This is a genomic window from Janthinobacterium sp. DSP2-3-3 (genome assembly GCF_049897325.1).
GTDB lineage: Bacteria > Pseudomonadota > Gammaproteobacteria > Burkholderiales > Burkholderiaceae_D > Janthinobacterium.
The window spans coordinates 52118-78723 of record NZ_JAFCWA010000001.1; the positions used below are offsets into that span (position 1 = coordinate 52118).

Genomic DNA, 26606 nt, shown 5'->3' on the forward strand with positions numbered 1-26606 from the left:
GCGATTAAATCCGCGCTGACGCTGGCTAAGGAGCTTCCTGGCGGCTCTCAATCCGCCGACCTGCTGCTGGTAGCCGCCGCTGAGATCATGGAACCGAGCCCACGGCCAGCAGCGGGCGATGCCCCTGTCCGCCAGCAGCGACCGGTGCCGCACCTGAATGGCGAAGCGGCAGGCGCCGTGCTGCCCGGCGACGGCAGTGCGACCGATCCGCTATACGACCAGGCCGTCGAGTTGGTGCGCAGCCGGCAGCGCGCATCGATATCCCTAGTGCAACGGTATTTGGGCATTGGCTACAACCGTGCGGCCCGGCTGATCGAGGCGATGGAAGCCGCCAGCGTGGTCAAGGTTACGCAGGGCAACTATACGGTGGCGGCCGTGATGGGAGCGGCAACATGATCGGCCCAGGCGGCTACATGGCGGCACCAAAGTCGGCTGAACGGCCAGCCTACAACACGGCGCCGATCCGTTGCGGCAGGATGAAATGCAAGTGGCGCGGCTACGAGGGCGAGATGACCAGCGTGCAAAGCAAGAAGTTCGGCCCAGGCGTGACGGCCAAGGTTTGCCCGGTCTGCGGCACGCATGGGTACTACCACATGACGCAGGGCGAAATAGCGGCGTGGGAACGCCGGAAGCGCGCAGGAGGCGCCACATGATCAACCGCCTCTACACCGTAAGCGCCACCGTAACGGCAGTCGTTGTCGCGCCCAGCGTGAGCGAAGCTGAGAAATTGTTTCAAGCAGGCTTCGCCGAAATCATCGCAGACAGCCAGCACAACGGCTATGTCGACGATGAAGTTCGCTCCGAGGATGACCTGCCGGAAGACTGGACCGTCGATTGCCTGCCGTACGGCCCACGCGGGAATGAGCTGACCATCGGCGATTTCCTGGACGTGCTGCCGCCGCTGGTGGTGCGCGATACGAAAACCGTCGATATGTTTGCTGCCACGCTGGCCGCTGGAGAAAAATCATGAAAGAGCGCCCCATCCTCATGAACGGTGCCATGGTGCGCGCCGTGCTCGACGGCAGCAAGACGCAGACGCGCCGGGTCATCAAGCCGCAGCCGCAAATGGTCACCGACAGGCATATCGAGCCGTGGCAGGGCGATCCGGCCGCACTCCTTTCCCTGCTGGCGGAATCGGGCCGAAAATGCCCATACGGCCAGGCTGGCGACCGCATTTGGGTGCGCGAGACGTTTTGCATGGACGATAACGGACATGAGGAATGGCCGATCTTCCGCGCCGATGGCGCTGAGCTTCCACAACGGCAGCCGACACGAAAACCAGCGCGCTGGACGCCCAGCATCCACATGCCGCGCTGGGCAAGCCGCATCCTGCTGGAGATCGTGTCGGTGCGCGTCGAGCGCCTGCAGGACATCAGCGACGCCGACATTGTTGCCGAGGGCATTGATATGGAAGCGCTGGCCGAATCGCAGGATCGCTACGACATCGTGTGCAAAGGGACTGACACCAGCGGTCGCGCAACCGAGCGCTCGGCCTGGCGCGACCTGTGGGAATCGACCGGCGGCTGCTGGGATTCGAATCCGTGGTGCTGGGCCATCACCTTCAAGCGGGTTACGCGATGAAGCGCCTGCTTGCCTATGAAGTCCGCGAACCCGGCGAGGGCCATTGCGTCATCACCTTTGCAACCAACAGCGCTACAGCACGGCGCGAAGGTGGGAATGAGCTGGACTGCTCCTTCAACGAAGTCGAATCCTGCAACCGCCGCCCGCAGTTCGATCAGTACGCGCCCGGCCCTGTGCCGCACGCGGTCCTAATCGAACATGGCTGGTGGTTCGAGTGCAACCACTGCAGCCGGCGCGTCACCGAAACCATGCAGCAGGAAGCCGAGGACGAATGTGAAGAGCACGAACACCTGGAAGTTGTCACGAATGGTAATGCCGTCTACTGCAGCTACAGCTGCGTGATGGGGGAGTTTGTCGAGCAGCGCGCCCGCAAGGCCGCACAGGCGGCCCTGATCGAGTTCTTTGCGGTCACATATCCGGACTGCAAGATCGGCAGCATCTGGGTAAGCCGCGCGCCGCTGCAGGGGCCGGACAGGCTCGGACATGCCCAGGCGCTCCTCTACTTCAGGTTTCCAGGGGCGCAGCACGACGCCACCTTTACGTTCGGCGAAGACTGCATGCGCATCTCGCCTGATGACAGGCCAGCTTTCTACGCCTGGCGCGGCATCAAGATGCCCACCACGGAGGCAGTATGACCGACAACGACGAAGTGCCGAACAGCGAGCGCAGCCCCGGCGCCGCGCGCGTGGCGGCGGCCCTGATCCTGATTTACGTGGCGGCGACCCTGGCGGGCATCCTGGCCGCGACAACCTGAAAGGTAAATATGAGCAAGCTTATTGAATGGGCGCCAGTCGTGCGCGATGCCGAGGGCTGGTACTCGCATCCAGATATGCCAGAGTTCAACGAGGATCAAAAAGCGGAGTATCGCGCCTGGCTGGCTGCGCAAGGCCTGGAAACTGCTTATGCCACTTTGTGCGGCGAGGATGATAAGCATCCGGCCTATATCGTTTACTTCGACCAGGCTGGAACGGACGTCTCCAACTGACATCCGGAAGAACCGGCAGGTGATGGCTGGTTCACGCTATCTATTCACGACTCCGATGATGGCACGTACTGGGTATGGGGCCGTCGCATGCCGGCGGCGTAATGAGCGGCCGCAGCCCAACGCCCGCGCCGGAAACCCCGGCCGAGGCAGCCTACAAGCTGGACCGGGCCGTGCTGCGCGCGATCCACACCTGCCAGCCCGTGCTTTTCGAGGGCAAGCAGCACCACTTGCGCGGCATGAGCACCCAGGTGCTGGGCGGCGGCGTGTCGTCCGTGATTTACCTGATGGGCGACGCGACACCGCGCGAGCCAAGTGAGATAACCTTTTTGGAGCATGCAGAATGAACAACAACGCTAGTATTGACGCGCTGGAGCAAGGTGGCCCCCTTTCGGTCGCCGTAACGCCGCAGCATCTGGCCGTGCCGGACGGCTGGAAGCTGGTGCCGGTTGAACCGACGCCTGAGATCATCGCTGGCGCCGCAATCGCATCCTGGCCAACCGCAACGCTTGCCGATATCGACCTGGCACGCCAGGCTGCGCCGCTCGTCTTGATGCAGATGGACATGGCACCGGGCACGACCGTCGATGCGTTGGCTGGCATGCTGGCTACGATGGCGCCGGCATATCGCGCCATGCTGGCGGCAGCGCCGGCGGCTCCAGCACAAGAGCAGCTGGCGGCTCCCGACGATTCATTCCAGAGCCGCGGGCAGCCTTGGATGATGGAGTGCTTCGGTGCCGCAATCTCCGCCGACGGCGCTGAGCGCAATCACCGCTTCCTGGAGGAATCGCTGGAACTGGTGCAGGCGTGCGGCTGCACGGCCAGCGAAGCGCACCAACTGGTCGACTATGTGTACGGCCGCCCGGTCGGCGAGCGCGCGCAGGAAGTCGGTGGCGTTATGGTCACGCTGGCCGCGCTGTGCCTGGCCCAAGGCCTGGACATGCACGCCGCTGGCGAGACGGAACTGGCCAGGATCTGGACGAAGGTCGAGGCGATCCGCGCCAAGCAAGCGGCAAAGCCGAAACATTCACCGCTGCCGGCTGCTGCGCCTCAGCCGATCATCGGGCGGCTGATGGATCAAATCTCGGCGCTGCCTGTCCTGTGGGGCTTGAATGAGCCAGGCGCGCTGCTGCGCAACAGCGACGTGTTCCGCGTACTGGTTGCTGCTGGCCGCGAGCAAGCTAGCCAAGAAGCCGTTCTGGTGCAGTATATCCCTTCGAATTTCACCACGCACCGCAGCGCCTGGCGCGATGCCATCAGCGAATGCATCAATGTGGAGCAAGTTGCCGGCAATGCCAATCAGGCCGCATATTGGCAGCATGAACTGGCCGCGTTTGATCGATCATTTGACCGCTTGTTGGCTGGCGAGGTCAGGCAGGCCGCCCCAGTACAGAGGCAAGAGCCGGTGGCGTGGCGCAGGATGGCCAAGCATGCTTGGGAGTATCGCACCAGTCCACCGACTGAGAAGATGAAAGGCCAGGGCTGGTTGCCGTTGGCCGACGCCGCCCCGGTGCAGCCCGTGGCCGTGCCAGTAGCGATGGAGAACGTGGACGTCTGCGCCGAAATTCGCGCGCTGTGCAGCGCCTGCGGTGGCACAGGCGACGTGCATCGTGCTGACGGTGAATGGCTGGGCGAATGCACTTGCGTGCATGCCCCGCGCCAACGACAAGAACTGCAAGCCCTGGGCGCACACCCAGCGCCATGCGCGCGCAACTGCGAAGCGCCGGCATTCCAAAGCCTGGTGCGGGAGCGCAACGCTCGCATTGCGGAGTTGGAAGCCCAGCTCGTGCGCCGCCGCGCCCCGCTCTCCCCTGAGACGCAGCAGGCCATCGCGGTCGCGCGCGCCGCTGGCCAAACCATCACGGCGACACCGGCCGGCCTGGTCTTCATGAATGATGGCGCCGAGCCTGGCACTAGCGAACTGGATTGCCCTGCTTGCGGCGGCAGCGGGCATGCCGGAGACGTAGCGGCCAGGAGCGCACCATGAACATGAGCGATGCTGAGGAGGTTGTTCGACTCGTCGAGGAGCTGGAATCGAGGAAGCATAAACCTTTACCAGCATTCTTGGGAGCTGATGACGTTGTGACGCTCACGGGCAGGAAGATCAAGCGCCTCCAGGTTGAGGCGCTGCGTAATATGGGCATTCCCTTTTTTGTCAATGCCATAGGCCGCCCAGTGGTAGCGCGCACGGTGGTGGAAGGCAAGGCAGCGGCAGCGCCCCAAGAGAAACCCGCCTGGCAGCCGCCAGGATTGCGAAAGAAATAGACGATGGGCAGAGTACCAACAAAGAATAAGAACTTGCCTACAGGCATGCGAGCCCGTCATCGCGGAAAGGTGACGTACTACTTTTTAGACACGGGCGAAAAGCCGAGAAGAGAACTTGCTCTGGGAAAGGATTATGTAGAGGCAGTGCGCAAATGGGGTCAGCTGACGGCAAGCTCCGTACCATCCGTTTCTCGCCCGAATTTTCGCATGGTGGCGCAGCGCTACATCTGCGAGGTCATGCATAAAAAGGGGAAGGAAACGCAACGCAAGAATATGAACGAACTGGCGAACTTGCGCAAATTCTTCGATGACCCTCGGGAGCCTATGGAATCCATACGCCCGGTCATGGTGCGCCAATATCTGCAATGGCGGACCGCTGGCATTGTAGAAGAAGTAAAGCTAAAGAATGCTGCGCGCGCAGAGGAAGGCTTGCCGGTCAAGGAAATGACCGGTAAAGAAGGCCAGGTTGCCGCGAACCGCGACAAGGCATTGCTGTCGCACATTTGGAATTTTGCCCGAGGCGCCGGCCTGACAAACCTGGCAAACCCCTGCGCCGGCATTATGGGATACAAGGAAGATGGGCGTGATGTGTATGTCGATGACGAGATTTTCGACGCTGTCTACGCCGCTGCGGGGCCTGGGCTGCGCGATGCACTGGATCTGGCGTATCTGACTGGCCAGCGGCCAGCGGACGCCTTGAAACTGACCCGCACGCACGTCAAGGACGGCGCGCTGGAGATTAGTCAGAACAAAACCAAGAAGAAACTGCGTGTCGAAATCATCGGCGAACTCGCTACCGTCATGGCGCGTATCGACCGGCGCCCGGCAATGGGTGTGGCGCTCATAAACAATGAGCAAGGCGAGAAAATGACCACATACATGCTGCGCTACGCGTTTGAAAGCGCACGGGCCAAAGCGGCCGCAGCGCATCCTAAGATCGAGGCCGCCATTCGCAATTTCCAGTTTCGCGACTTACGCGCCAAGGCAGGTACGGATACCGAGCAAGAGCGAGGGATCGAAGCCGCTCAGGCCCAGCTAGGACATTCTACGTCCACGATGACAGCACACTATGTGCGCCATCGCCGCGGCAAATTGGTAAAGCCAACGAAGTAGTGAGAGATGGGCGGGCACCACCGCCACTGGATGCCGGAATCGTTCCGCAAACATGAGTTAGGCCCAGCAATAATGCGGCTTCCAGAGGCGTGCGCAAATAATTTTGCGGAACGAAAAGCGCGGGTAAGTCTTTGATTTATATGATTTTCGCTACTGACTTAAAATCTCCCGCCTGTAAGGGCGTGCCGGTTCGATTCCGGCTCCGGGCACCAGCGCACAGAATTCAGAAACATCAGAAAAGCCATTAAACCCAATATAATCAACGGGTTAATGGCTTTTTTTACGCCTTGATATTTCTATTAACCCATATTAAACCCGACAAAAACCAGTAACGATTACGCCAGATTGACGCCATGATTACGCCTCAGCAAGGGAGATGCATGGCGTCACTCAGGAAACGGGTTGGTGGCGGACGGGGACTGACCTTCCACGACAGCCGGCATGCGGCCATCGTGCGATTGGCCAAAAAAATTTAACGTGCTGGACCTGGCGCGCATGGTCGGCCACAGGGATTTGCATAGGCTTCAGATACCGGGGGATGGCGTACCTAGTGCGCCGTTATGCTCGTTATCGCGTTTCCAGGTTGCGCCATTGCCGCATCCACTCATCGCTCCCCCTCCGTGCCCGGCACCGCCGACATTTTTGCAACAACACCCATCGCGCCTCTCGCTTCGCCGCGACTTCCTACTGATATAATACTTACAATGAAGTAAGACTTCGAAATGTGCGCCTCAAGGCTCCCGCAACCGTCTGTGTACCGCTAGCCTAGCCCATGAGCTCCCTTTTCGACCACGAGATCATCAAACAGCTGCACAGCGGTGGCCGCTCGCAGGTGTATCGCGCCAGGGCTGCCGATGGCACCGCACTGATCGTCAAGAAGCCTAATCAGCAGTTCCCTTCCTTTCAGCAACTGGCACAATTCAAGCGCGAGTATGCGATCGCGCGCCGCTGCCGCCATCCTGGCGTGGTGCATCCGCTTGCACTGCAGCTGCACGGCGGGCGCTGGACGATGCTCCAGGAAGATACCGGTGGCCAGGCGCTCGACCAGATTGTGCGCGCGCAGGTGGCGGCGCGCAGCACGCCGGCGCAGCCCGCGTTGGCGTTGGACGACTTTTTCGACATCGCGCTGCAGCTGTGTGCGGCGCTGGAGGAAGTCCATCGTCATGGCGTGATCCACAAGGATATCAATCCCTCCAATCTGGTATGGAATGCCGACCGGCGTGTGCTGCAGCTGATCGATTTCGGCATTGCCTGCGAACTGCCATACGAAAGCCATGGCATCGTCAATCTCCAGTCACTGGAAGGTACGCTGCGCTACATGGCGCCGGAACAGACCGGGCGCATGAATCGGCGGGTCGACTGGCGCGCCGATTTCTATGCGCTCGGCGCCACCCTGTACGAACTGCTGGCCGGCCAGGCGCCATTCGAGGCGGGCGACGAGATGGAACTCGTGCATTGCCACATTGCCCGCAGTCCCGACTGGTCGCATCCGGCGCTCGCAGGCTTGCCTGGCCAGCTGCTGGCTATCATCCAGCGCCTGCTGGAAAAAAATGCCGATCAACGCTACCAGAGCCTGCAAGGCTTGCGCAGCGACCTCGAAGCATGCCGCGCAAACAAGCCGGCGCAGGCGCTCAAGCTGTCCGACCACAACGGCCGCTTCCTTGTGCCACAAACGCTGCATGGGCGAGAGGATGCCATCTCCGTGCTGCTGGCGGCGTTTGAGCGCAGTGCGACCGGCACCTGCGAAATGCTGCTGGTGGCCGGCCACTCGGGCATCGGCAAGTCGGCGGTCGTCAACGAGGTACAGAAGCCGATCATTGCCCGGCGCGGCTGTTTCCTGTCTGGCAAGTTTGACCTGCTCCAGCGCGACATACCCTATGCCTCGCTGATCCAGGCCTTCCAGGGGCTGGTGCAGCAGTTGCTGGGCCAGCCCGAAGAAACGCTGCGGCGGTGGTCCGGAAAACTGCACGCCGCCCTGGGCAGCGGCATCGGCGTGCTGGTCGAACTGATTCCCCAACTGGCCTTGATCGTCGGCCCCACCGAGGCGATGCCCGCGTCGTCGCCGGTACAGGCCCAGCGCCGCCTGGACCGGCTTTTCCCCCGCTTCGTCGAAGTCTTCGCCTGCGCCGGGCATCCGCTGGTACTGTTCCTGGACGACCTGCAATGGGCCGATACGGCCACGCTGCGGATGATCGAACTGCTCATGCTCTCCTGCGACAAGTGCTGCCTGCTGTTCATCGGCGCGTACCGCGACAACGAAGTGGGCGCCGCGCATCCACTCATCGCGCTGCGCGACAAGCTGCGCGCGCGCGAGGTGCGCCTGTCGACGCTGTTACTGAGCCCCCTGAGCGAGCCGCAGGTTGCGCAAATGGTGTCGGCTACCGTGCGCATGGCGGCACCTGACTGCGCGTCCCTGACCCGCATTTGCTACCGCAAGACGGCTGGCAATCCATTTTTCCTCAGCCAGTTCCTGGCCTCGCTCAATGAAACGGGCCATTTGCGCTACCGAGCCGTAGCCGATTGCTGGGACTGGGACCTGCCCGCGATACGACAGGCCAGGTACACGGACAACGTGGTCGAGGTGCTGCTGGAGAAAATCCACCGCCTGCCCACGGCAACGCAACACCTGCTGCAACTGGCAGCCTCCAGCGGCAACCGCTTTACGCTCGACACACTGGCGCTGGCAGTGGACCGCGCGCCCCGGCACACGCAGCAAGTCTTGTGGCCAGCGCTCCATGCAGGGCTGATCCAGCCGCTCGACGAACGCTATAAATACGTCAACGGCGACACCCGCGCCGGCCAAAGCGGCGTCAATTACCGCTTCCTGCACGACCGCGTGCAGCAGGCAGCCTACCTGGTCGCCGATGCTGGTACCCGCGCGGCCAACCACCTTCGCATCGGCCGCCTGCTACTGCGGCATGCAACACCGGAGCGTCAGGACGGGACACTGTTTGACATCGTCGAACAGCTCAACGCCGGCCGTGCGCTGCTCGACGATGCGGGCGAGCGCGTGCAGTTGGCGGGGCTCAATCTCCAGGCCGGCGTCAAGGCACGGCGCTCTGCCGCGTTCCAGGCCACGCTGGAGCACATGCGAATTGGTCTCGGCCTGCTGCCGGCAGAGGCATGGAACGTCCACGCCGACCTCTGGCTTGACCTGCAGCTCGGCGCGGCCGAAGCGGCTTACCTGTGCGGCCAGTTCGATGCCGCCGAGGCGATCTATCCGCTGGTGCGCGCCCGCACCTTGAGCCCGCTACTGCAGGTACGCTGCATTGCCATCCAGGCCCACCAGTACCAGTTACAGGGCCGCCTGCTAGAGGCCATCGCCGTGCAGCGCGAAGGCTTGGCGCAGTTGGACATCGCCATTCCGCATGACGTGGCGCAGATGAAAGCGCGCTTCGACGATATCCTCGCCGACATCGGGTGCCTGCATGGCGCGCAGACGCCCGGCACGTTGCTGGCGGCCGGCGACATGTGCGAGCCGGACGCGGTGGCCGCGATGCAGATGATGCAGGGCCTGTGGATGGCCAGCTATTACGCCGGCCAGCAAGATCTCAGCGCGCTGATGGTGGTATCGATGACGCGCCTGTCCATGCAACGGGGGAACAGCGATTTCAGCGCCGTCGCCTATGTCGGCTACGCGATGATGCTTGCGCTGTACGGCGGCGACGTTGCGCGCGGCTACGACTTCGGCGCGATGGCGATGGCGCTGGCCAGGCGGCGTGCCAATCTGCAGACGCGCACACTCACGGGCCTGATGTTCGGTGCGCTCATCAGTCACTGGACGCAGCCGCTGCGCAGCTCCGATGCCCTGTACGAAGAAGCCTTTGGCTGGGCACTGGAAATCGCCGATTTCGTGCAGGTTGGCGTGGTGGTCGCCGTGCGCGCCACCGAACGGATGATCCTCGGCGACTACTTGCCGCATCTGATGCACGACATCGAGCACGACCTGGCACTGATGCGCGCCAACGGCCAGCAGGCGATGGCCGATTGCTGCATCGCCGCCGCGATCCAGCCAATCAAATGCCTGATGGGTCTCCTGCCACGTCACGACAGCTACGATGATGCGACGTTCAGCGAGGCGCGTTTCCTCGAACAGTATGGCGACTCGCAGCTGTATCGCGCCTACTATTTACAAGGGAAAATCCGCAACGCCTACCTGTTCGACGGCGCCGACGCCGAGCTGTTGGCCGGCCAGCTCGGCATCGTCACCCAAATCATGCGCGGCCAGGCCAAGGTTGCCGAGTCGAGCTTCTACGCCGCGCTGATATGGATCCGCGCCTTGCGGCGCGACCGGGCGCGCCCCGATGCGGGCGATGTCCTGGCCGTGATCGACGCACTGCAGGCGCGCCTTGACGACTGGGCCAGTGAGGGCTCGGACAATAGCGGTGCCAAACATCTGCTGGTGATGGCCGAGATGGCACGCTACCGGGACGATCTGCAGCTGGCCACGCGCCATTATCGGCAGGCGATGGACGCCGCCGGCCTGGCAGGCTACGTCAACGTGCAAGCGCTGGGCAATGAGCTGTGCGGCGAATGCTGGTTCGAGCAGGGCCACACGCGTGTGGCCGCCGTCTTCATTCAGGACGCCATCGCGCACTACGGCCAGTGGGGTGCAGAGGCCAAGGTGACGCAACTGCGGGCGCGCCACGCCGCGCTGCTGCCAAGGATGGCTGGCCGCGCCACGCTGTCGCATGTGGGGCCTCACACGCACGGCAGTGCCGCACTCGACCTGGTGTCGCTGCTGAAAGCGGCGCAGATCCTGTCGAACGAAGTCGGCTTGCGCAATGTCCTGACGCGCCTGATTTCCATCGTGTGCGAAAACGCTGGCGGGCAGGTAGCGCGTCTGCTGCTACTGTCCGAAGGCAGCTACCAGCTGGAGGCCAATATCGATGGCGATGGCGTCACCGTCCTGCAAGCGCGCCGGCTCGACCTGAATGCCGCCAGCGACCCGCAATTCCCGCTATCGCTGCTGCGCTACGTGATCCGCACTGGCGTGGAGGTGATCGAAGACAGCATCACGGGCGTCTCGCGCTTCGCCGCCGACCCGTATGTGCAGCTGCAGCGGCCGCGTGCCGTCATGTGCCTGCCGATCCGGCACGGCGGCCAGATCGACGGCATCCTGTACTTCGAGAATCGGCTTGCAGAAGCCTCGTTCACGCAGGAACGCGTAGCGTTTCTGCGCATGCTCGGTGTACAGGCGATGATCTCGATCTCCAGCGCCAGGCTGCATGACAGCCTGGAGCGACGCGTTGCCGAACGCACGGAACAGCTGGAAGACGCCAACCGCAAACTGGCAACCTTGTCCATCACCGACGGCCTGACGGGCCTTTCGAACCGGCGCCATTTCGACGACGTGCTGCGCACCGAATGTGCGCGTGCCACGCGCGTCGGCCAGCCGCTGGCCGTCATCATGCTCGATGTCGACTACTTCAAACGCTTCAACGACCGGCATGGCCACCAGGCCGGTGACGCATGCCTGATCCGTGTCGCGCATGCGCTGGCGGCCGGCATGCGGCGCGCGGGCGACCTGACGGCGCGCTACGGCGGCGAAGAGTTTTCAATCGTGCTGCCGAACACCGGCGCAGACGAGGCGCGCCAGATCGGCGAAGCGCTGCGACGCGCCATCGCAGAGCTGGACATCGACCATACGCGAGCGGATGCGCAACAGGTGACGATCAGCGTCGGCATCGCGGTCCAGTCGGCGCCGGGCGCCGCCGACCCTGACGTCCTGTTGCGCCTGGCCGATGCCGCGCTGTACCAGGCCAAGGATGCGGGGCGCAATTGCGTGGTCCTCAAGGTGCTGTCGCCTGGCTGATCCGCACACGCCGCGCGCAGCGTTCAAGGCGATGGGCGGCGCCTCAATCGCTGCCATGACTGTTCTCGCGCGCCTGGTCCCTCGCCACCTCCTTTGAAGCCAGGCCATTGAAGAACAAATTGAGCAGCACGGCAACGATGGCGGCCAGCAGGATGCCGCTGTGCAGCAACGGCGACAGGGCCTTGGGCATGTGTTGCGCATATTGCTCGGCCACCAGCGGCAGCATGCCGAAGCCGATCGACAGGGCCACGATGAACAGGTTGTTGCGGTTGCTCTTGTAGTCGACGCCGGCGAGAATGCGGATGCCGGTGGCGGCGACCATGCCGAACATCACCAGCCCTGCCCCGCCCAGCACGAACGCCGGCACGGACTCGGCCGTTTGCGCGATCTTCGGGATCACGCCCATGACCAGCAGGATGATGCCGGCCGCTACGCACACCCAGCGGCTGCGCACGCCCGTGACGCCCACCAGGCCCACGTTTTGCGAGAACGATGTGTACGGGAAGGTATTGAAAATGCCGCCGATCAAGGTGCCCAAGCCATCGACGCGCAAGCCGCGACTGATATCGTCCTGCGTGATGCGCTTGTCCGTCATTTCGCCCAGCGCCAAAAACATGCCCAGCGATTCGATCATGACGACAATCATCACCAGACTCATGGTCACGATGGCGACTACGTCGAAGGTCGGCATGCCGAACTGGAATGGCGTGACGATGGCAAAAGCCTTGGCGCTGGCCACCTTGGCGAAATCGGCCTTGCCCAGCGCAAACGACAGGGCCGTGCCAGCGATGATGCCGATCAATACCGCGATATTCGACAGGAAGCCGCGGCCATACTTGGCCACCAGCAAGATGACGGCCAGCACGAAGCCGGCGATGCCCAGGTTATCCAGCGCGCCGTAGCCGGGGTTGGCAATCAGGGGCACGGGACCGGCCAGCGCAGGCAAGCCGGCCGCAGTGGCGGCAGCGGCCATCTGGAGGAAGGCGGGATCGGCAATTTGCGCCATGGCGGGCGGCCCACCCATGGCCCAGTTCACGCCCACGCGCATCAGCGACATGCCGATCACGGCGATGATACTGCCAGTGACCACGGGCGGAAACAGGGTCAGCAGACGGCTGATGAAGGGCGCGATCAACATGGAGACGACGCCGGCGCCGATGACGGCACCAAAGATGCCGGTGATGCCCAGGGACGGGTTGTTCGCCATGGCCAGCATGGGACTGACGGCGGCAAAGGTCACGCCCATCATCACGGGCAGGCGGATGCCGAAGTATTTGCCTATGCCCAAGGACTGAATCAAGGTCACCAGGCCGCAGCAGAACAGGTCGGCACTGATCAATGCCGCCACCTGCTCGGGCGGCAGCTTGAGTGCACGCCCGACGATCAGCGGCACGGCAATGGCACCCGCATACATGACAAGCACATGCTGCAAGCCCAGGGTGAACAGCTTGCCAACTGGCAGGATTTCATCCACGGGCGATGGCGCTGCAGGCGTTGTGCCGGGCACGCTGCGGTGGATGGATTTCAGACGGGGAGTGGCCATTTACGCTCCATTTCCCGGGTTACCGCGGCCCCGATGGGCGCAGGTGAAAGGGAAAAGCAAGAGAGAAACGGGACGACAGAAACACACTGGCGACGGATGATGCATGCGAAGCTCCTTGGATAGGACGACCAAGGTATGCCATGCACGCTTCGTGCCAGCGACGATTGTATACAGGAATTGTGCCGAAATACCATCGCGTTCGTCAAAATCGGGCGCCCGCCACGCTGCGCTGCACCGTTTTCTGACGCGCCACCAGGCGACCGCACCAGAAGGCAGCATGGAAAACGGCATCGGAGCATGGCATGGTGAGGCAGCATCCGGATCGGGCACTCTGGCGCGGCGAGCGCCATCAAGCGACGCCCCAGGGGATTATGCGCAACGCAAGCCGGCCGAAAATCAACTGCAAAACGTCAGAAAAGCGTCAGAAAAACGGCAACGAAACAGCAGCAGACGTCGTTGAGCACTGGTCTACGTTAACTGCCGGCACAGCCAACCATCAGCGCTTCCAGCTGCAGCACATAGGCCGTGCGCAAGTGTTCGCGCGCCAGCAAGGCTTGCACTTGCGCAAAAATGCCGTGCTGCGGCACGGCTGGCAAAAGTGGCGCCGCAGGGCGAACGGCGATACAGGGCACGCCGATGGCCAGCCTTTCCGCTGCAGCTTGCAACCTTGGCCCACCTGCCGCGCAGCCCCCCAGCAGACCAGCCACCATGCAGACCAGTGAACAGGCCAATGAACACGCCCGTGAGCAAGCCCGCAAGTAGCCCCAAACCCTTGGCGGCGCTAGCGTACTCGTCATTGCCGCGCTCATGGCGTCCCGCCAGCGGTGCTTCCGGCCGTTTCACGGGCGATCAGCGCCTCTGCCGCGCGGCACGCATTACCTTCAGGCTGCAATGCCAGGATGCGCGCCGCAGCCGCTTGTGCGTCGGCCTGACCAGCCTGCGCTGTGGCCAAAGCCTGCCGGGCCCGCACCGACCGGCGTACGCCCTCCTCCCGCAGTGCATTCAGCGCCTGGTCCTGGCGCCGCAACACGCCCTGCACCTCCTGCACTTGCGCTGCGCACGCGGCACGGCCTGCCTCATGTCCCCAGCGCTGCGCGCAAAACACGGCTGCCCCCAGCAACAGCAGCATCGCCAGAATGCTCAACGGCGGCTTCATACCAACACCTTGCGCGCTGCCTGGTACAAGGCCAGACGCTCGGCCAGGCCGTTCACGCCACCATTGATGCGACGCGTTACGCGCTCCTGGTCGCCCGCATCGGCCAGGCGGTTCAAGCCGCGCGATTGCCAGAACCAGCCCGCCGAGCGACACGCGAAAGTCGCCGCCTCCAGCAACTGCGGCGCCGCTAGCAAGTCCAGGCCCAACGCCACGCCGCACGCCGCATAGTTGGCGCGCCCTGTCACCTGCAGCAAGCCACGCCCCTTGAAGCGCACGCCATCGCCGGCAATCACATTGCCCAAGTCCGCCCGTCCTTCATAGGCCGCGCCGCTGGCCAGCTCGCGCACATAGCGCAACTGGCCCGATTCGTGGCCCACCTGTGCCAGGAACGCCGCCTGGCGCAGCGGTGTATCGATGCCGAACTCGGCCATCGCCGCAGTCAGTGGCGCCAGGAACAGCGTAGCGCGGCGGCCGGCCAACGGCATGATCTGCATCAATTGCGCGCCTGTCACAGCATGCCCCGCACATCCTTGACGGCAGCGGCCGCGTCAACCGCCAGTTCGCCGATATCCTTGCCGCGCCGCTTGTCGAACCAGCGCACGCACGCGCCCAGTACCCACCAGGCGGGCAAACCCGCCGCCACCATCAGCGGCGCGGCAATGAAGAGGAAGCCCGTGGCCGGGTCGCCGCCATACAGACCCGCCACGGTCTTCGCGCTGTCAAACAGGCTGGGCCACCAGGACAGCACGGCGGCCACCAGCAAGGGGCCGAGAAACGTGGAAATGATGATGCTGGAGCATAAACGGATAAATGCCTCCTTGGTCGATTGGGGCCACATGAACATGAAGCCCAGCGACGTGGCAGCGGCGCCAGCCAGCACGGGCACGCCAAACAGTTTGATCAATGCGCCGCCGGCGGCGGTGGTTTCGAGGGCCATGGTTGCCTTTCAGGTGGTGGAAATGAAAAAACCCGCCGAAGCGGGTTGAAGGTGGACAACTGTTTGGCTACACGGCCTTGACCATCACATAGGCCCTGCCGTCCGGCTCAATCGAAATCACGCGGCCGAGGGCGTGCAAGTACTGCTTCATGGTGAGATCGTCCTCGTGCACGGCGATGCCCTGAATACCAGCACCATCCTGCACCGGCACGATGTAATCGCCAGGCTGGGCGCCCAGCACGTTGACCGGCACGCGGCCGGCGATGGCTATGCGGTCGACCTTCTGGCGCTCGACTTCCAGCGCCGCGTCGAAGGTGGCCATGACCTCGGCGTCCTGCTGCACGGCGATGTTGTGGGCGGCAAGCGCGGCGGTGTAGGTGGCCTGCTTTTCTGCCCACTCGTCATCGGTGTCACCTGCCTCCGTTACCACGTCCTCATATTCCGGTGGATTGATGCCGGGTACCGGCTGCTGCGTGACCACGTCTTCACGGCGCAGGGGCTGGGTCGGCGCTGCTCCAGCCTGGGCAGACGGACGCGGCCCCACGTCGTCGGCCCAGGAATCGCCACCGACAAAAGATGGGGCCGTCGATTTGATCGAGAACATGACGGCATCGCCCCACTTGTCCGTGATCTTGTTGTCGGTGGTGATGCCGACTATTTGACCAGGGGCGACGATACCGCACATGAGGCATTTGAAAATGTATTCCGCATAATCGTTGCCCATGGTATTAACCGTACCACGGGCATTTACACTCCGCCCTGTGACAGTGTTCGCACTCAAAATTAGGGCGGCATTCGTTAAATTCCCGTAGTTGCCATCACACTTCCTGAATCCCCCAGCTTGATTTACGGTCAGGATATCCTGGCCCTGTCCGCCAGGCATGTCAATAACATGGTGTACCGCATGACTTTCCGTCCCAGCCTTAAGTGAGGAAATATAGACTGAACCCGTCCCTTTCACCGCGAGAAAATCGCCACTCCATTGATTTGACTGTGTGTCATATGCTCTGAGAGCCATCCTGTAGCTTTCTTTGTACAGGTTGCTTGGTGTCCCATTGCTATTGCCTGCAGATGTGAACCAGCTGAAGCAGCCGGGGTAGGTAGTTCCAGATACGCCACCAACTCCAATTCGTAGGCTATCCCGCTCCTGCCCAGCCGCCATGCTAACGCCGCCACAAATCAAGTGCGACGTAGTAATCGACCCGTCACCTACCCCAAGTAATTCATTGACTAGTAGCCCCTTGCCTGTAGCGGGGGTGCGCCACCGTGGCGCAATGTGGATTGGGTTTCCCGGCCCTGTCGCCGAATCAAATACTACCGTTCCCGCTGGTGTCGAGTTAGTTTCAACAGGCAATGCATACGTCGTTGTGTTTATCCCAGTCAAATCGAATGACATAGTTGAAAAAACACTACTATCAAAAAAAGCATAAACGTCATGCTTTCCGTCGGCACGTCTTACGACCATGATGCGAGATTGCCAAATTATTGGACCTTCAATGTGCCAGTCCACATAGAACCCCTCGCGCACACCCATGAATATAGTGAAGGGGCTTGAACTAGATGCGGTCCAGTTATTGTTAAACACACCACGAATAAGCAGGTTTGCATTTGCTCCCACATTTGACTCGCCAATCGTAGCAATAAGTATCCAGCGAGTGATCCCAGCACCATTAGTCGCGTAGTTATAGCCGTATTTGGCGGTGGTGCTTACCCCGAAAGCAATATCCGTTCTGAGGGGGAGCCCAGGATCAAGCCACTCCGGCGTGATCTTTCCATTCGGCCCGCCAAGCGGCGACCGCCCGACGGCTGGCGCATACGACGCCACCACGGCGCCCCGTCCAGCCAGCTCGTTCAAGCGCTGGATCGCATCCTTCTGACCATAGTAAAAAAAATCACCCATTACAGCTCCTCAATTTCAATGTTGGTGGCATAAGCCTGGAAAGACGGTGTGGTGATGGCGGCCAGATTGGCCAGGCGCCCATACACCTGGTGCGCCTGCTCCAGCTCGACGTCGTCGCTATCCGGATACAGGCTGACGAAAAGCGGGCGCGACAGACCGTTGCCGCGCACGATGCGCCACAGTTCGGCACGGTCCAACGGCGTCATGTGATCAAGCGTCAGCGACAGCTTGCGGTACATCGCACCCCGCTCCACCTTCTGTTCGCCAGCACCGTTGCGGTATTGGCTGCTGGTATCGACTGTCGTGATACCAGCGCCATACGCAGCGTTCTGCTCGGGACTCCAGTAAGCCCCTGCAACCAGCCGCACGGCCTCGATATAGCCGGCAGGATTGTCCGGGTCGGCCAGGTCGATCACCAGCTTCCTGATGCTGCGCATCTGGAACCAGCACCGCGCATACGTACCGCCGCCGTAACTGTAGGCATTCAAGCCTAGCGGCAATGCGCCCCAATCCCACATGCCCAGTCGCGCATACTCGCACGCCGGCATGACGCCACTATCGATGGCTGGCACAGTATCGCCAGGCTCGATATAGCTGCGGACGCGGATAGTTGCCCCTGGGGTCAGGTTGCAAAACGGCAGGGTTACGCCACCGACAATTTCCGGCGACGGCCACGTCGCCGTGATGGTCTGCAACGTTCCAATTGAACGCAGCACCATGGACTTTCCTTCCCGCTGCAGATTGCCCGGTCCCAGCGCACCGGCCTGGCTCGATGCCGTCAACACTGCGCGGTCGGCGGCGTTGTCGTAGATGATGCGCAAGTTGCTCATGCGCCCCCCTGCACTGGCCAAACGATCGCATCGAGCGCTTCGAAGGAAGTGGCAGCAGCGATCTGCCCGCGCAACTGAAGGCAAATGGCGAACGCCCCGGTAACGTGCGCGCCCAGCGCGGCGCCAACGGCGATCATGCCAGCCGCATCGAGCGGCACGTGGGTGTTATCCGACAAGGTCCAGTCGATGCTGTATGGCTGGCCGGCAGCCTGCGCCATCAAGGCCAGCTGCGTGGCACCAACAATGCGATCCTTGTCTGCCTGGTACATGACACCGCAGCACACAAAATCCGCGGCCTCGGCAAGGGAACGCGCCTGCTTGATGCGCGTCCAAGTACGCGCCTTGACACTATCGAGCGTTCTTGTGTCTATCCACATGTCTGCCTGCGCATCGTATTCGTGGTTCTCGCTGGGCTGGGGTACTATCGTCTTTCCTGTGCGCTCGTTTGTTTGAGTACCATCACTGTTAACGATGATTGTTTCCATTAAAAATTCCTTGCGATCACAGTCGCCTGACATTGTTTAAGATAAAGCTTCCTCATATCGGCAGCCCAGTAGGAGGCGTCGGTCGCAGAAACGCCAAACCGCACCGTGCTATCCGGACTGACCTGAATCATTATTCCGTAGCCCGTCGCTACAGGAGCATCACCACGCTGCCGTTCCTGGACACCGCTCAGCCATTCCCACGCCCCTTCATTGATGCGGTACCAGATGCTCAACTGGTCATCCACGACCGCCGTGCAAATGATCGAAAAAAACACAGCGCCAGAGCGGATACGGCGCTCGGCAGGCCAATCTGGAGCGTTATGCTTGAACAGAACTTCCGGAGACGAAAATACAACGGCGGAACTGACCGACAATTTTTCAACAAACACTCCAGACGCGGACGACTGTAGCGAGACCAAAGGATAATCCGGCTCGAAAAACGCAGTTGCTGTGGCTGCTGTACCGACTGATACGCGTGCCGACGAGAGATCACCTGAAAATGTGCCACCCTTCGCATACACCATTCCAGTGAACGTGGCAGCGCCGTTCGCGATTCTCAATCCTGGAGCACGGATCTCGCCGTCTGCATCAATTTGAAGGTATGACCCCAGGTAATAATTTCCCATCCGAAGTCCTGCAGAACTGAGGTGATACCCGATGCCTCCATTTGCCGGCCAGGCATAGTCAGAATGAGGATATCCGCTGCCACCATGCAGCACTCCGCTGTAGATATCGCCGGACGTTATACTCCCAAGGTTCGCAGTGAATGCCGACACTCTGTCGACTGCCAGTGCCTTTGCGGCCACCGACCCATCCACCAGCAGATTGCCATTCAACACAGTGCCCAACTCCAGCCAGGCACCATCAACATAAAACTTCGTCACCGCATGCGCGGCGTCATACAGCGTAACCGTGTCGCGATTAATCGGCGCGCCATAACCTGCACGCCCCAGCTCATACACGGCCGAAGCATCCGACCAGGTCGAATAGCCAGGCGCCGTCACCGTCACCGTGCCGCGCTGGCCCGTCGCGCCATCGGCGGCCAAGCGCGCAGCGACGGCCCACTCGCCGGGAGCGATATCGTCAGTCGCCGTGCGCGACGCAGCCGTGGCGCCGGAGGTGAACAGGTACGCACCGCCCGCCGACGGCACCTGGGCCGACCAGCCATTGTTCAGGCCAGTCAGCGCGCCGCTGGCAAACGTGAAGGTGCATGCCGCGCTCGGCAGCGCTGGCGCAATATTGGTGGCGCCACGCTGGTAGATGCGCACGGGCGCCACGTTCAAACCATCGGTGCCGTCCTTGGCCAATTGCACCGCCGCCGACCACTCATTAGCGGCGATGTTGTCCGTGGCATTGCGCGAACTGGCGGCGGCCACACGCACGTACAGCGGCGCCGTGCCGGCCGGGATATTTTTCGACCAACCATTGGCCAGATCGTTGCCGGCCGGCGTCGTGATCGCGGCCGTGGCAAAGGTAAAAATCACGTCGCCCGGCGTATCGGCTGGCGCAGCGGCCGCACGCTTGTAGGCGAAGGCCTGGCCCGTGTTCAATCCCGCCAGGCCCGTCTCGCCGGCGGCGCCGTCGAAGACCTTGCTGACCATGTAATTGGCGAGGTAATCGACGCCGAATTCACGGATGCGTGCCTGCACCAGGGCAGTGTCCGTACTCATGCTGGCAAAATCGACCGTGGCCACGTTGCCGTTCACCCGCAACGCCGTGCCTGCGGATACGGAAAACACGATATCGCCCACCACATTGACCGGCTTGGCGGTAATGGCTATCGAGCCGGGTGCTCCCTCGCCGGCGCTATTGACGCGAAAGACGGGCGTGCTGGCGGCCATCAGGATCGCCTTGCCATCGGCTATGGTGCTGAAGCGCTCCGCCGTCGCCTGCAGCAGCCTGTCGCGCTCCCCCACAATCGCGCTCATACGAGCACCCCCACAGTCACTCTGCCCGTCAGCCAGAAACGCGATAGCATCACCACCACTCCCGGCACGCCTTCTTGCAAGCCAAAGCGCTCAGCGCGCAGTTGTACGGGCTGCCCCAGTTCCAGCATCATCATCTCGGGTTCTCCATCGAATTCATACATGGTGCGCGGCACCTTGCTCAAGGCCAGGCGCCGCTGCGCTTCCGTGCGGGCATCGGCCCGCGTCTTCAGGCACGTATCGATCTGCACCGGGTCGTCGCTCAGGCGGTAACGCGTGCGCACCGCCGCGTCGACCACCGTTTCCGTCAGCCATTCCGTGGCGTACCAATCCGCATGCGCGGGCGGAATGCTGGTCGTCAGGCCAGCCTGCAACGTCCAGTTCCGGTCGAAACCGATCTTCACGGCCGCCGTCACGGGCAGGCGCTGCGCGGGACGCAGCGAGCGTTCGCGCATCTGCTCCGGACCGATTTCCACCGGCACGCCGGCGGCAGGCAACGCGATCTGCACCAGGCGCAGCTGGCCAGTGCGCGACATGATCGCCTGGGCACCCACGCTGGCCGCCAGTTGCTGGATGGCCTGCGCCTGGTTCGTGCGGTCCGCAACATACAGCCCCACCGGCTGCGGATGGGACGCGTCGAAGGCGGCCAGGTTGTCCAGGTCCAGGTCGGCCGTGGTAAAACGGTCGGCCGCCTTGCCGTAGGTGGTGGCGATGCGCTGCACCAGCGGCGCGATGCGCGGCGCAAAACCGCCGCCCTTGTCGCCCTGTACGCTGGCCGTGATCGTGGTGGAAAACGGATCGGTGGTCAGGTTGAAGCGGCCCGCCTGGTCATTCAAGGCCACGGCAATCGGCTTGCCGTTGGTGCGCACTTCGAACGTCGATTCGACCGCGCCGAGAAAACCGTATTCCAAAGTGGCGGGATTGGTCAGCAAGGGCGCCACGTTGTGGCACTCGCCGAAGGGAATCGGCAGGATGGCGTCTTTGTTCGGCGTCGTGCCACCCAGCTTGGCTTCGGAGATCGGCGTATTCAGGCGTTGCAGCTTGTCGCGCAGTACCAGGTTAACCGACTCGCGCCCCGCACTGGCCACGTCGGCGATGATGCCGTCGAAGACCAGCTGAAAGTCGGCACGCGGCCAGGAGGGATCGCCGGCCCAAGCCTTGATCGGCCGGTTCATCCAGACGTCGCCCAGCCAGCCATCCAGAGCGCCATCGGCGTTATCAAGTTCAATATCGCCGCCCGACAGCCCCGCCTCGCCGGACAGGCTGACCTGTTCCGTGAAGGCCAGGCCGCCCTTGGCCAGCGGCTGGTACGCGGTATTGGCCGGCAACTCATCCGGCCGGGTAACGTAAGGCCGCGAAGCGATATACCGCGTCACCTCGCTACCGGCCACATTCACTTGCGCCTCGATCAGCACCATGCGGATGGCCGACGGGTTTTGCAGCCATTCCTGAAATTGTGCAGCGGTCATGCGTACTCTCCTTTCACTGCGTTGGCCCAGGCGGATGCCCTGGACGATTTGTCCACGCCATCGACCACCGTCCTGGCGGCGTTGGCGTTCGATTCAAAGGTGGCCTGGATGGTGGCGCCCGTTTGCGCCCGCTGATCGGCGCGCAAGCCTTCCAGTTCCACGCGCATGGCCTGGTTGTCTTCGCGCAGGCCGCGGATTTCGGCGACAAGAACCTCGGAACCGACGTTCGCCGACGACGAGTAGCGCACGGGGTCGAAGACAGCCGCCGCGACCGGGGTTGTCATCGCCGCCAGTGCAGCGACCACTGGAGGATTGCTGAACTGCACACCCAGGTCCACAGCACCGCCCATCGCCGCCCGCAGGCCGGCAATGGCCTGCGCCACCGTCAGCACGCTGTCGTTAATCGTGATCAAGCCCGATACCTGGGCATTGAGCGCGTCCAGGCTGGCCTGCTGCACGTCGACCTGCGCGGCGGCCCATTTCAACGCTTCCTTGTTCGCTGCCACCACGCGGGCATAGTCCGCGGCATAACGGGCATCGGAAGCGTTGACCACTTGCGATGCCGTCAAAAAGGCCTGCTCGGCGGCGGACAGCCCTGATTGCGCCGTCGTGTCACCCGCATTCGCGGCCGCCAGGGTTTTCTCGAACTGGGCGCGCGCTTCAGCGTACTTCTGCTCCGGCGTCAGCGTTGACTGGGCGCCCAAAGCCATGCTGGAATTGAGCCCGTTCAAGGTGGTCACCCACGATTTCGACTTCTCCAGCGCCGACTTGGCCGCCGCCGATTCCGTCTCGTAGGCTTTAGCCAGAGCATCCTTCGCGCTGGTTACCGCCTTGACGGCCTGGATCTGGTCGAACAATCCCCGGTTGCCGTCGGCAATGCCGGCGCGCTGGGCAGCCAGCAACTGCGCTTCGCTGTGTGTCAGCTGGTTCAACTGCTGTTGCAGGTCCCTGCGTTCGCTGGCGATGTCGCTGGCTGTCTTGCTCACTTCAGCCAGTTCACCCGTCGTGGTGGCCAGGTCGGCCGCATAGTCGGCAGCCTTCTTGAACGGTTCGGCGATGGCAAGCAACTGGACATACATGTTCTGGCCGGCGACCGTGTTCAAGTCCTGCGCCAGCACCAGCGCCTTGAATTGCTCGCTCGTTGTCACGCCGGATTGCCCCATCGCCGCCATGGCGCTGCGCACCGACTTGGTGACCGGGTCCATCTGCTCGGCCTCGCTCAGGAAATTCTGCACGAAGAAGCTGGTGCCGCTGGTCAGGGTATCGAGGTCGCCCGCCGCGTTAATCAGGCTTTCGCTCAGCGCCACGGCGGAAAGGCCGGAAGTGTTGAACGACTTGCCCAACACGCCCAGCACGTCCGACACCTGCATGTAGTTGTTGGCCACACGCGCCAATGTTTCCAGGTAGCCCTCGCCCACGGCCTGGTATTTTTCCAGGCCGCCCACGCCGAACTTCGCCATGTCGTCGCCCAGCTTGGAAAAGGCCGCTTCCAGGGCCTTTTGCATTTCCTCGCCCTTCAGGTCCTTCAGGCTGATCTTGCCCAGGCTGACGACGAAGGAATTCAAGCGCGTCGTGAAGGCATCGCCGCCCATACCCAGGGAGTCGGCTGCCGCCACGATGCTCGTGCGCAGGCCGAGAACAATTTTCGTGAACTGGTCATTCGTTTCCGCGCCCATGGCCGTGAGACTCGTAGACTTCTTGTCGCTGGAAAACCAGCCGCCGGACTTCTTGATATCGACATAGGAATTCACGTCAAAGCGCTTAGTATCAAGGTCGCCCAGACGCGACGAATTGGTGACTATCCCCACATCCTGCACCGTGGTCTTGCCGCCAAAAATGCTGCTGACGACATTGCCGATGAAGCCCCCGCTGGAGCTACCCTTGGTTCCCAATGCGGACGTCAGGATGTCCGAGCGCACCAGCAAGCTGCCCAAGCCGCCGATGCCCGAAACGATCTGCTTGAGCGAGACCACCATCGACGAGGAATACACCAGGCCCAGGCCGGAGTTTTTCTCCATGATTTCCAGGCTCTTGGGGATCGACTCCGATTTCGCGGATGAATCACCGAGCACCGTGCCAGTGCCGTTGGCGGCCTGGCGATCCTTGGCCGTCGTGTCGACGCCGCCACCGCCGCCGCTGAAGGCGCCGCCCAGCACGGCGGCAATCGCCGCTGCCGCTGCCGCATAGCCCCACGGTCCCATTGAACTCATGAAGGACATGAACACGCCGGGTACCTTGGCCGCATTCTGCGCGGTCTGGCCGGCCATCACTGCACCCGTCTCTGTCGCCTGCCCGACGACCACGCCAGCGGCAGACGAGCCCGATACAAACAGACTGGTCGCCAGTTTTTGCAATTGGCCGGCTATTTCCACCGCGCGAAACGCTTTTTCGGCTCCTTCCATCAACTTGTAGCCAGTACTGTTTTCTTTGAAAAAGCCCTTGGCGGCCCCGGCCATGTCCCGGTAACCCTTGATCTGCGCCTGCGCGCCATCCTCGCGGGCCTTGGCATGCGCAGCGTCTTTCTTGGGTTCGTCGTTGCCAGCGTCCTTGAGCCCTTCGCTCAGGGTGCGTTGAACGTCGCGCTGGGCCTTCTGATAATCGGCAAAGGCCGTGCCCAACTTGCCGACCGCAGCCCCTGCCTTGCCGAAGGCTTTTTCCAGCGCGTCGCCCATGGCCTTGGCGCCATCGACCGTGTCTTTCCACGTTTTTTCATCCGCCGCCTTGGCATCGGCACGGTTCTTGGTCTCTTTTGCCTTGGCCTCCTCGTCGCGCTTCTTCGCTGCCGCTTCCTTCTCCTGGCGCGCCGCTTCCTCCAGTTGCGCCAGATCGGCGTTGACTTGCTGCTGCACGCGCAGCTGCGCAGTGCCCGCCTCTGCGATCTTGTTGACGTTTTCCTGACGGCCTTGCGCCGTTTTCGCCTGAAAACCTTTTAATACGTCGGCTTGCTGCTGGTAGGCCGCCACCTCGGCGGCGCCACGCGCGCTAATGGCCATGCGACGGCTCGCAAAAAACTCGTCCTCGCTCAAGGCGCCGCCCTTGCGGCGCGCTTCATCGAGCTTGGCCTGCTGGTCATAACCTTCGGTCTTGATGCGCAATGCGGTTTGGATCGATTGCAACTCACCTGCCAGCACGGCATCACGGGGATCGGAACCTGCCTCTGGAGGTGCTGCAGTCCTGGCAGGTGCGGCAGTCCGGGAAGGTGCCGCAAACGAGGCTCGCATATTCTGCCGCAGCTCTTTCTCCTTTTCGGGAGAGAAGGGAACACCGGCGGCCCTGGCATTGGCCAGGGTCTCCTCAAGCTGTTTGATTTCCGCTGTTTCGCGCTGCGCCCTGGTGACATAGCGCTTTTGCAACTCGTCCAGCTCCTTGACCGCCTGCTTGCCCTCGGCATTGCGTTTCGATTCCGCCTGATCGGCCTTCGCCTTTGCCTCGAGCTGCGTCTGCTTGTTCATTGCCACAGCCAGGGCCTTGGCCTGCTCCTGCTCGAACTGCTGCATCTGCTCGCCCGTCAGGCGTGCCCCCGGATGCGTACCCGGAACCAACTGGCCCGTGCGGCGTACTTCGGCCGTACGTTTCTTGATTTTCTCGATCTCGTCCTCCGGCGTCTCTTCGCGTCCGATGGAACGCATGCCATCCATGAAACTGGACCAGAGATTTTTGCTACCTTGCAGCAAGGTACCGATCATGCTGAGCTTTTCAGCGCGTTTTTGCAGGCCTGCATTGATCAAGTCACTCGCCATGACCATGGCCTCTTGCGTCTTGCCTTCTTTTTCCAGGGCGGCGATATGCGCGTACTGGGCGCCTGTCAAGATGTTGTAGTTTTTATCGTGCGTGTCGACCCAGTTGGTCACGCCATCGGCCATCGTCGCGAAGTCGGCCGCCACGGCACCGGCCGATTGGCCATTCATTTGCGCCATGGTAACGGCGGCCGCCCCCACGGAATTGAGCGCTTCGCTGGTGAACTGGCCCGTTTCCACCAGGGTCTGCAAGACCACGCGGGTATCGCCCAGGCCGCCTTGACTGGCATCGGAGACCGACGCCACCATGGTGTTGAACTGGCCTTCCGTGATGCCGGCGGCATTGCCGGTCAGCTCCAGGGCACGGGAAAACTTGTCCGATTCCAGCTGACCCTGCACGAAGGCCTCGGCCACGAACGCCGCCACGTCGGCCGCCATCTGCAGCGCCAGCAGCGGCCCCGCGCCCAGGCGTTTCATGGCCAGTTCCGTCAAGCCGGTGGCATTGGCCATCTCTCCCAGGCCATCCTTGATCTGCCCGATGTCGGCGTTCAAACCGCCTTCGCCAATCTTGGCGGAAGCCTTGGCAAAGCCATCGACCGCGGTCATGCCCTTGAACATGGCATCCGCAGCGGCGCTGCTTTCGTCACCAAGTACTTTGGAAGCGTCTGCCGCCGCGCGTGCCGCTTCGGCCTGCGCGCGCACCCGTGGTTCGAAGTTGCGAAACTTGGTACTGGCCTCCTCGACTTGATCGCCTGTCTGTTTACTAGCGGCCGCCAGGTCATTCACTGCCTGCGTTCCCGCCTTGATTTCCGCCGCATTCACGGCAATTTTTAACTCTGTTATCTCTGGCATGGTTGGCCCATAAAAA

General features: G+C 62.4%; 23 protein-coding genes and 1 tRNA gene. 13 read left to right on the plus strand and 11 right to left on the minus strand.

Annotation, left to right across the window (positions count from 1 at the left end; genetic code table 11):
• Positions 1-87: 87 nt before the first annotated feature.
• The 13 genes from ACP7DE_RS00365 (at position 88) to ACP7DE_RS00425 (ending at position 11756) form a co-directional block, all read left to right on the plus strand.
• Positions 88-396 (plus strand): DNA translocase FtsK, encoded by a 309-nt coding sequence (locus ACP7DE_RS00365; protein WP_426070857.1) that lies wholly within the window; start codon positions 88-90, stop codon positions 394-396.
• Positions 393-653: a hypothetical protein gene (locus ACP7DE_RS00370; RefSeq protein ID WP_426070227.1), complete on the plus strand. Its 261-nt coding sequence runs from the start codon at positions 393-395 to the stop codon at positions 651-653. The genes ACP7DE_RS00365 and ACP7DE_RS00370 overlap by 4 nt, the downstream gene beginning before the upstream one ends.
• A complete protein-coding gene (locus ACP7DE_RS00375) occupies positions 650-970 on the plus strand; it encodes a hypothetical protein (RefSeq protein ID WP_426070228.1) in 321 nt (106 codons plus the stop codon). The genes ACP7DE_RS00370 and ACP7DE_RS00375 overlap by 4 nt, the downstream gene beginning before the upstream one ends.
• Positions 967-1581 carry a hypothetical protein gene (locus tag ACP7DE_RS00380; RefSeq protein WP_426070229.1) on the plus strand — a complete coding sequence of 205 codons (615 nt, stop codon included), beginning with the start codon at positions 967-969 and terminating at the stop codon, positions 1579-1581. Before ACP7DE_RS00375 ends, ACP7DE_RS00380 begins: the two co-directional genes overlap by 4 nt.
• Positions 1506-2216: a hypothetical protein gene (locus tag ACP7DE_RS00385; RefSeq protein ID WP_426070230.1), complete on the plus strand. Its 711-nt coding sequence runs from the start codon at positions 1506-1508 to the stop codon at positions 2214-2216. The genes ACP7DE_RS00380 and ACP7DE_RS00385 overlap by 76 nt, the downstream gene beginning before the upstream one ends.
• The gene (locus tag ACP7DE_RS00390; protein WP_426070231.1) at positions 2213-2335 is read left to right on the plus strand and encodes a hypothetical protein; all 123 of its coding nucleotides are present in this window, start codon (positions 2213-2215) and stop codon (positions 2333-2335) included. The genes ACP7DE_RS00385 and ACP7DE_RS00390 overlap by 4 nt, the downstream gene beginning before the upstream one ends.
• 9 nt (positions 2336-2344) lie before the next feature.
• The gene (locus tag ACP7DE_RS00395; RefSeq protein ID WP_426070232.1) at positions 2345-2566 is read left to right on the plus strand and encodes a hypothetical protein; all 222 of its coding nucleotides are present in this window, start codon (positions 2345-2347) and stop codon (positions 2564-2566) included.
• A gap of 101 nt (positions 2567-2667) precedes the next feature.
• The gene (locus ACP7DE_RS00400; RefSeq protein ID WP_426070233.1) at positions 2668-2910 is read left to right on the plus strand and encodes a hypothetical protein; all 243 of its coding nucleotides are present in this window, start codon (positions 2668-2670) and stop codon (positions 2908-2910) included.
• Positions 2907-4550, plus strand: coding sequence for a hypothetical protein (locus tag ACP7DE_RS00405; RefSeq protein ID WP_426070234.1), 1644 nt, complete (start codon positions 2907-2909; stop codon positions 4548-4550). The genes ACP7DE_RS00400 and ACP7DE_RS00405 overlap by 4 nt, the downstream gene beginning before the upstream one ends.
• Positions 4547-4828 carry a DUF4224 domain-containing protein gene (locus ACP7DE_RS00410; RefSeq protein WP_426070235.1) on the plus strand — a complete coding sequence of 94 codons (282 nt, stop codon included), beginning with the start codon at positions 4547-4549 and terminating at the stop codon, positions 4826-4828. Before ACP7DE_RS00405 ends, ACP7DE_RS00410 begins: the two co-directional genes overlap by 4 nt.
• A 33-nt stretch (positions 4829-4861) precedes the next feature.
• A complete protein-coding gene (locus ACP7DE_RS00415) occupies positions 4862-5941 on the plus strand; it encodes a tyrosine-type recombinase/integrase (protein WP_426070236.1) in 1080 nt (359 codons plus the stop codon).
• A 117-nt stretch (positions 5942-6058) separates the two neighbouring features.
• Positions 6059-6153 (plus strand) — tRNA-Leu (locus ACP7DE_RS00420).
• Positions 6154-6713: 560 nt separating this feature from the next.
• A complete protein-coding gene (locus ACP7DE_RS00425; RefSeq protein ID WP_426070237.1) occupies positions 6714-11756 on the plus strand; it encodes a diguanylate cyclase domain-containing protein in 5043 nt (1680 codons plus the stop codon).
• 43 nt (positions 11757-11799) lie between these two features.
• Here the strand turns inward: ACP7DE_RS00425 and ACP7DE_RS00430 are convergent, their stop codons facing one another.
• The 11 genes from ACP7DE_RS00430 to ACP7DE_RS00480 all read right to left on the minus strand — a co-directional run bounded on the left by ACP7DE_RS00430 (position 11800) and on the right by ACP7DE_RS00480 (position 26590).
• Complete coding sequence (locus ACP7DE_RS00430) at positions 11800-13299, minus strand: nucleobase:cation symporter-2 family protein (RefSeq protein ID WP_426070238.1); 1500 nt, start codon at positions 13297-13299, stop codon at positions 11800-11802.
• Between the two features lie 473 nt (positions 13300-13772).
• Positions 13773-13895: a hypothetical protein gene (locus ACP7DE_RS00435; protein ID WP_426070239.1), complete on the minus strand. Its 123-nt coding sequence runs from the start codon at positions 13893-13895 to the stop codon at positions 13773-13775.
• A gap of 209 nt (positions 13896-14104) precedes the next feature.
• Positions 14105-14455 carry a hypothetical protein gene (locus ACP7DE_RS00440; RefSeq protein ID WP_426070240.1) on the minus strand — a complete coding sequence of 117 codons (351 nt, stop codon included), beginning with the start codon at positions 14453-14455 and terminating at the stop codon, positions 14105-14107.
• Complete coding sequence (locus ACP7DE_RS00445) at positions 14452-14949, minus strand: glycoside hydrolase family 19 protein (RefSeq protein ID WP_426070858.1); 498 nt, start codon at positions 14947-14949, stop codon at positions 14452-14454. Before ACP7DE_RS00445 ends, ACP7DE_RS00440 begins: the two co-directional genes overlap by 4 nt.
• A gap of 14 nt (positions 14950-14963) precedes the next feature.
• Complete coding sequence (locus ACP7DE_RS00450) at positions 14964-15392, minus strand: hypothetical protein (protein ID WP_426070241.1); 429 nt, start codon at positions 15390-15392, stop codon at positions 14964-14966.
• A gap of 67 nt (positions 15393-15459) precedes the next feature.
• Positions 15460-17292, minus strand: a complete 1833-nt coding sequence (locus ACP7DE_RS00455) for a hypothetical protein (protein ID WP_426070242.1) — start codon at positions 17290-17292, stop codon at positions 15460-15462.
• Positions 17292-18122 carry a hypothetical protein gene (locus ACP7DE_RS00460; protein ID WP_426070243.1) on the minus strand — a complete coding sequence of 277 codons (831 nt, stop codon included), beginning with the start codon at positions 18120-18122 and terminating at the stop codon, positions 17292-17294. The genes ACP7DE_RS00455 and ACP7DE_RS00460 overlap by 1 nt, the downstream gene beginning before the upstream one ends.
• Positions 18119-18607 (minus strand): DUF4376 domain-containing protein, encoded by a 489-nt coding sequence (locus ACP7DE_RS00465; protein WP_426070244.1) that lies wholly within the window; start codon positions 18605-18607, stop codon positions 18119-18121. The genes ACP7DE_RS00460 and ACP7DE_RS00465 overlap by 4 nt, the downstream gene beginning before the upstream one ends.
• Positions 18607-20535, minus strand: coding sequence for a hypothetical protein (locus ACP7DE_RS00470; RefSeq protein WP_426070245.1), 1929 nt, complete (start codon positions 20533-20535; stop codon positions 18607-18609). Before ACP7DE_RS00470 ends, ACP7DE_RS00465 begins: the two co-directional genes overlap by 1 nt.
• Positions 20532-22001, minus strand: coding sequence for a hypothetical protein (locus tag ACP7DE_RS00475; protein WP_426070246.1), 1470 nt, complete (start codon positions 21999-22001; stop codon positions 20532-20534). Before ACP7DE_RS00475 ends, ACP7DE_RS00470 begins: the two co-directional genes overlap by 4 nt.
• Positions 21998-26590: a phage tail length tape measure family protein gene (locus ACP7DE_RS00480; protein ID WP_426070247.1), complete on the minus strand. Its 4593-nt coding sequence runs from the start codon at positions 26588-26590 to the stop codon at positions 21998-22000. Before ACP7DE_RS00480 ends, ACP7DE_RS00475 begins: the two co-directional genes overlap by 4 nt.
• Positions 26591-26606: the final 16 nt, after the last annotated feature.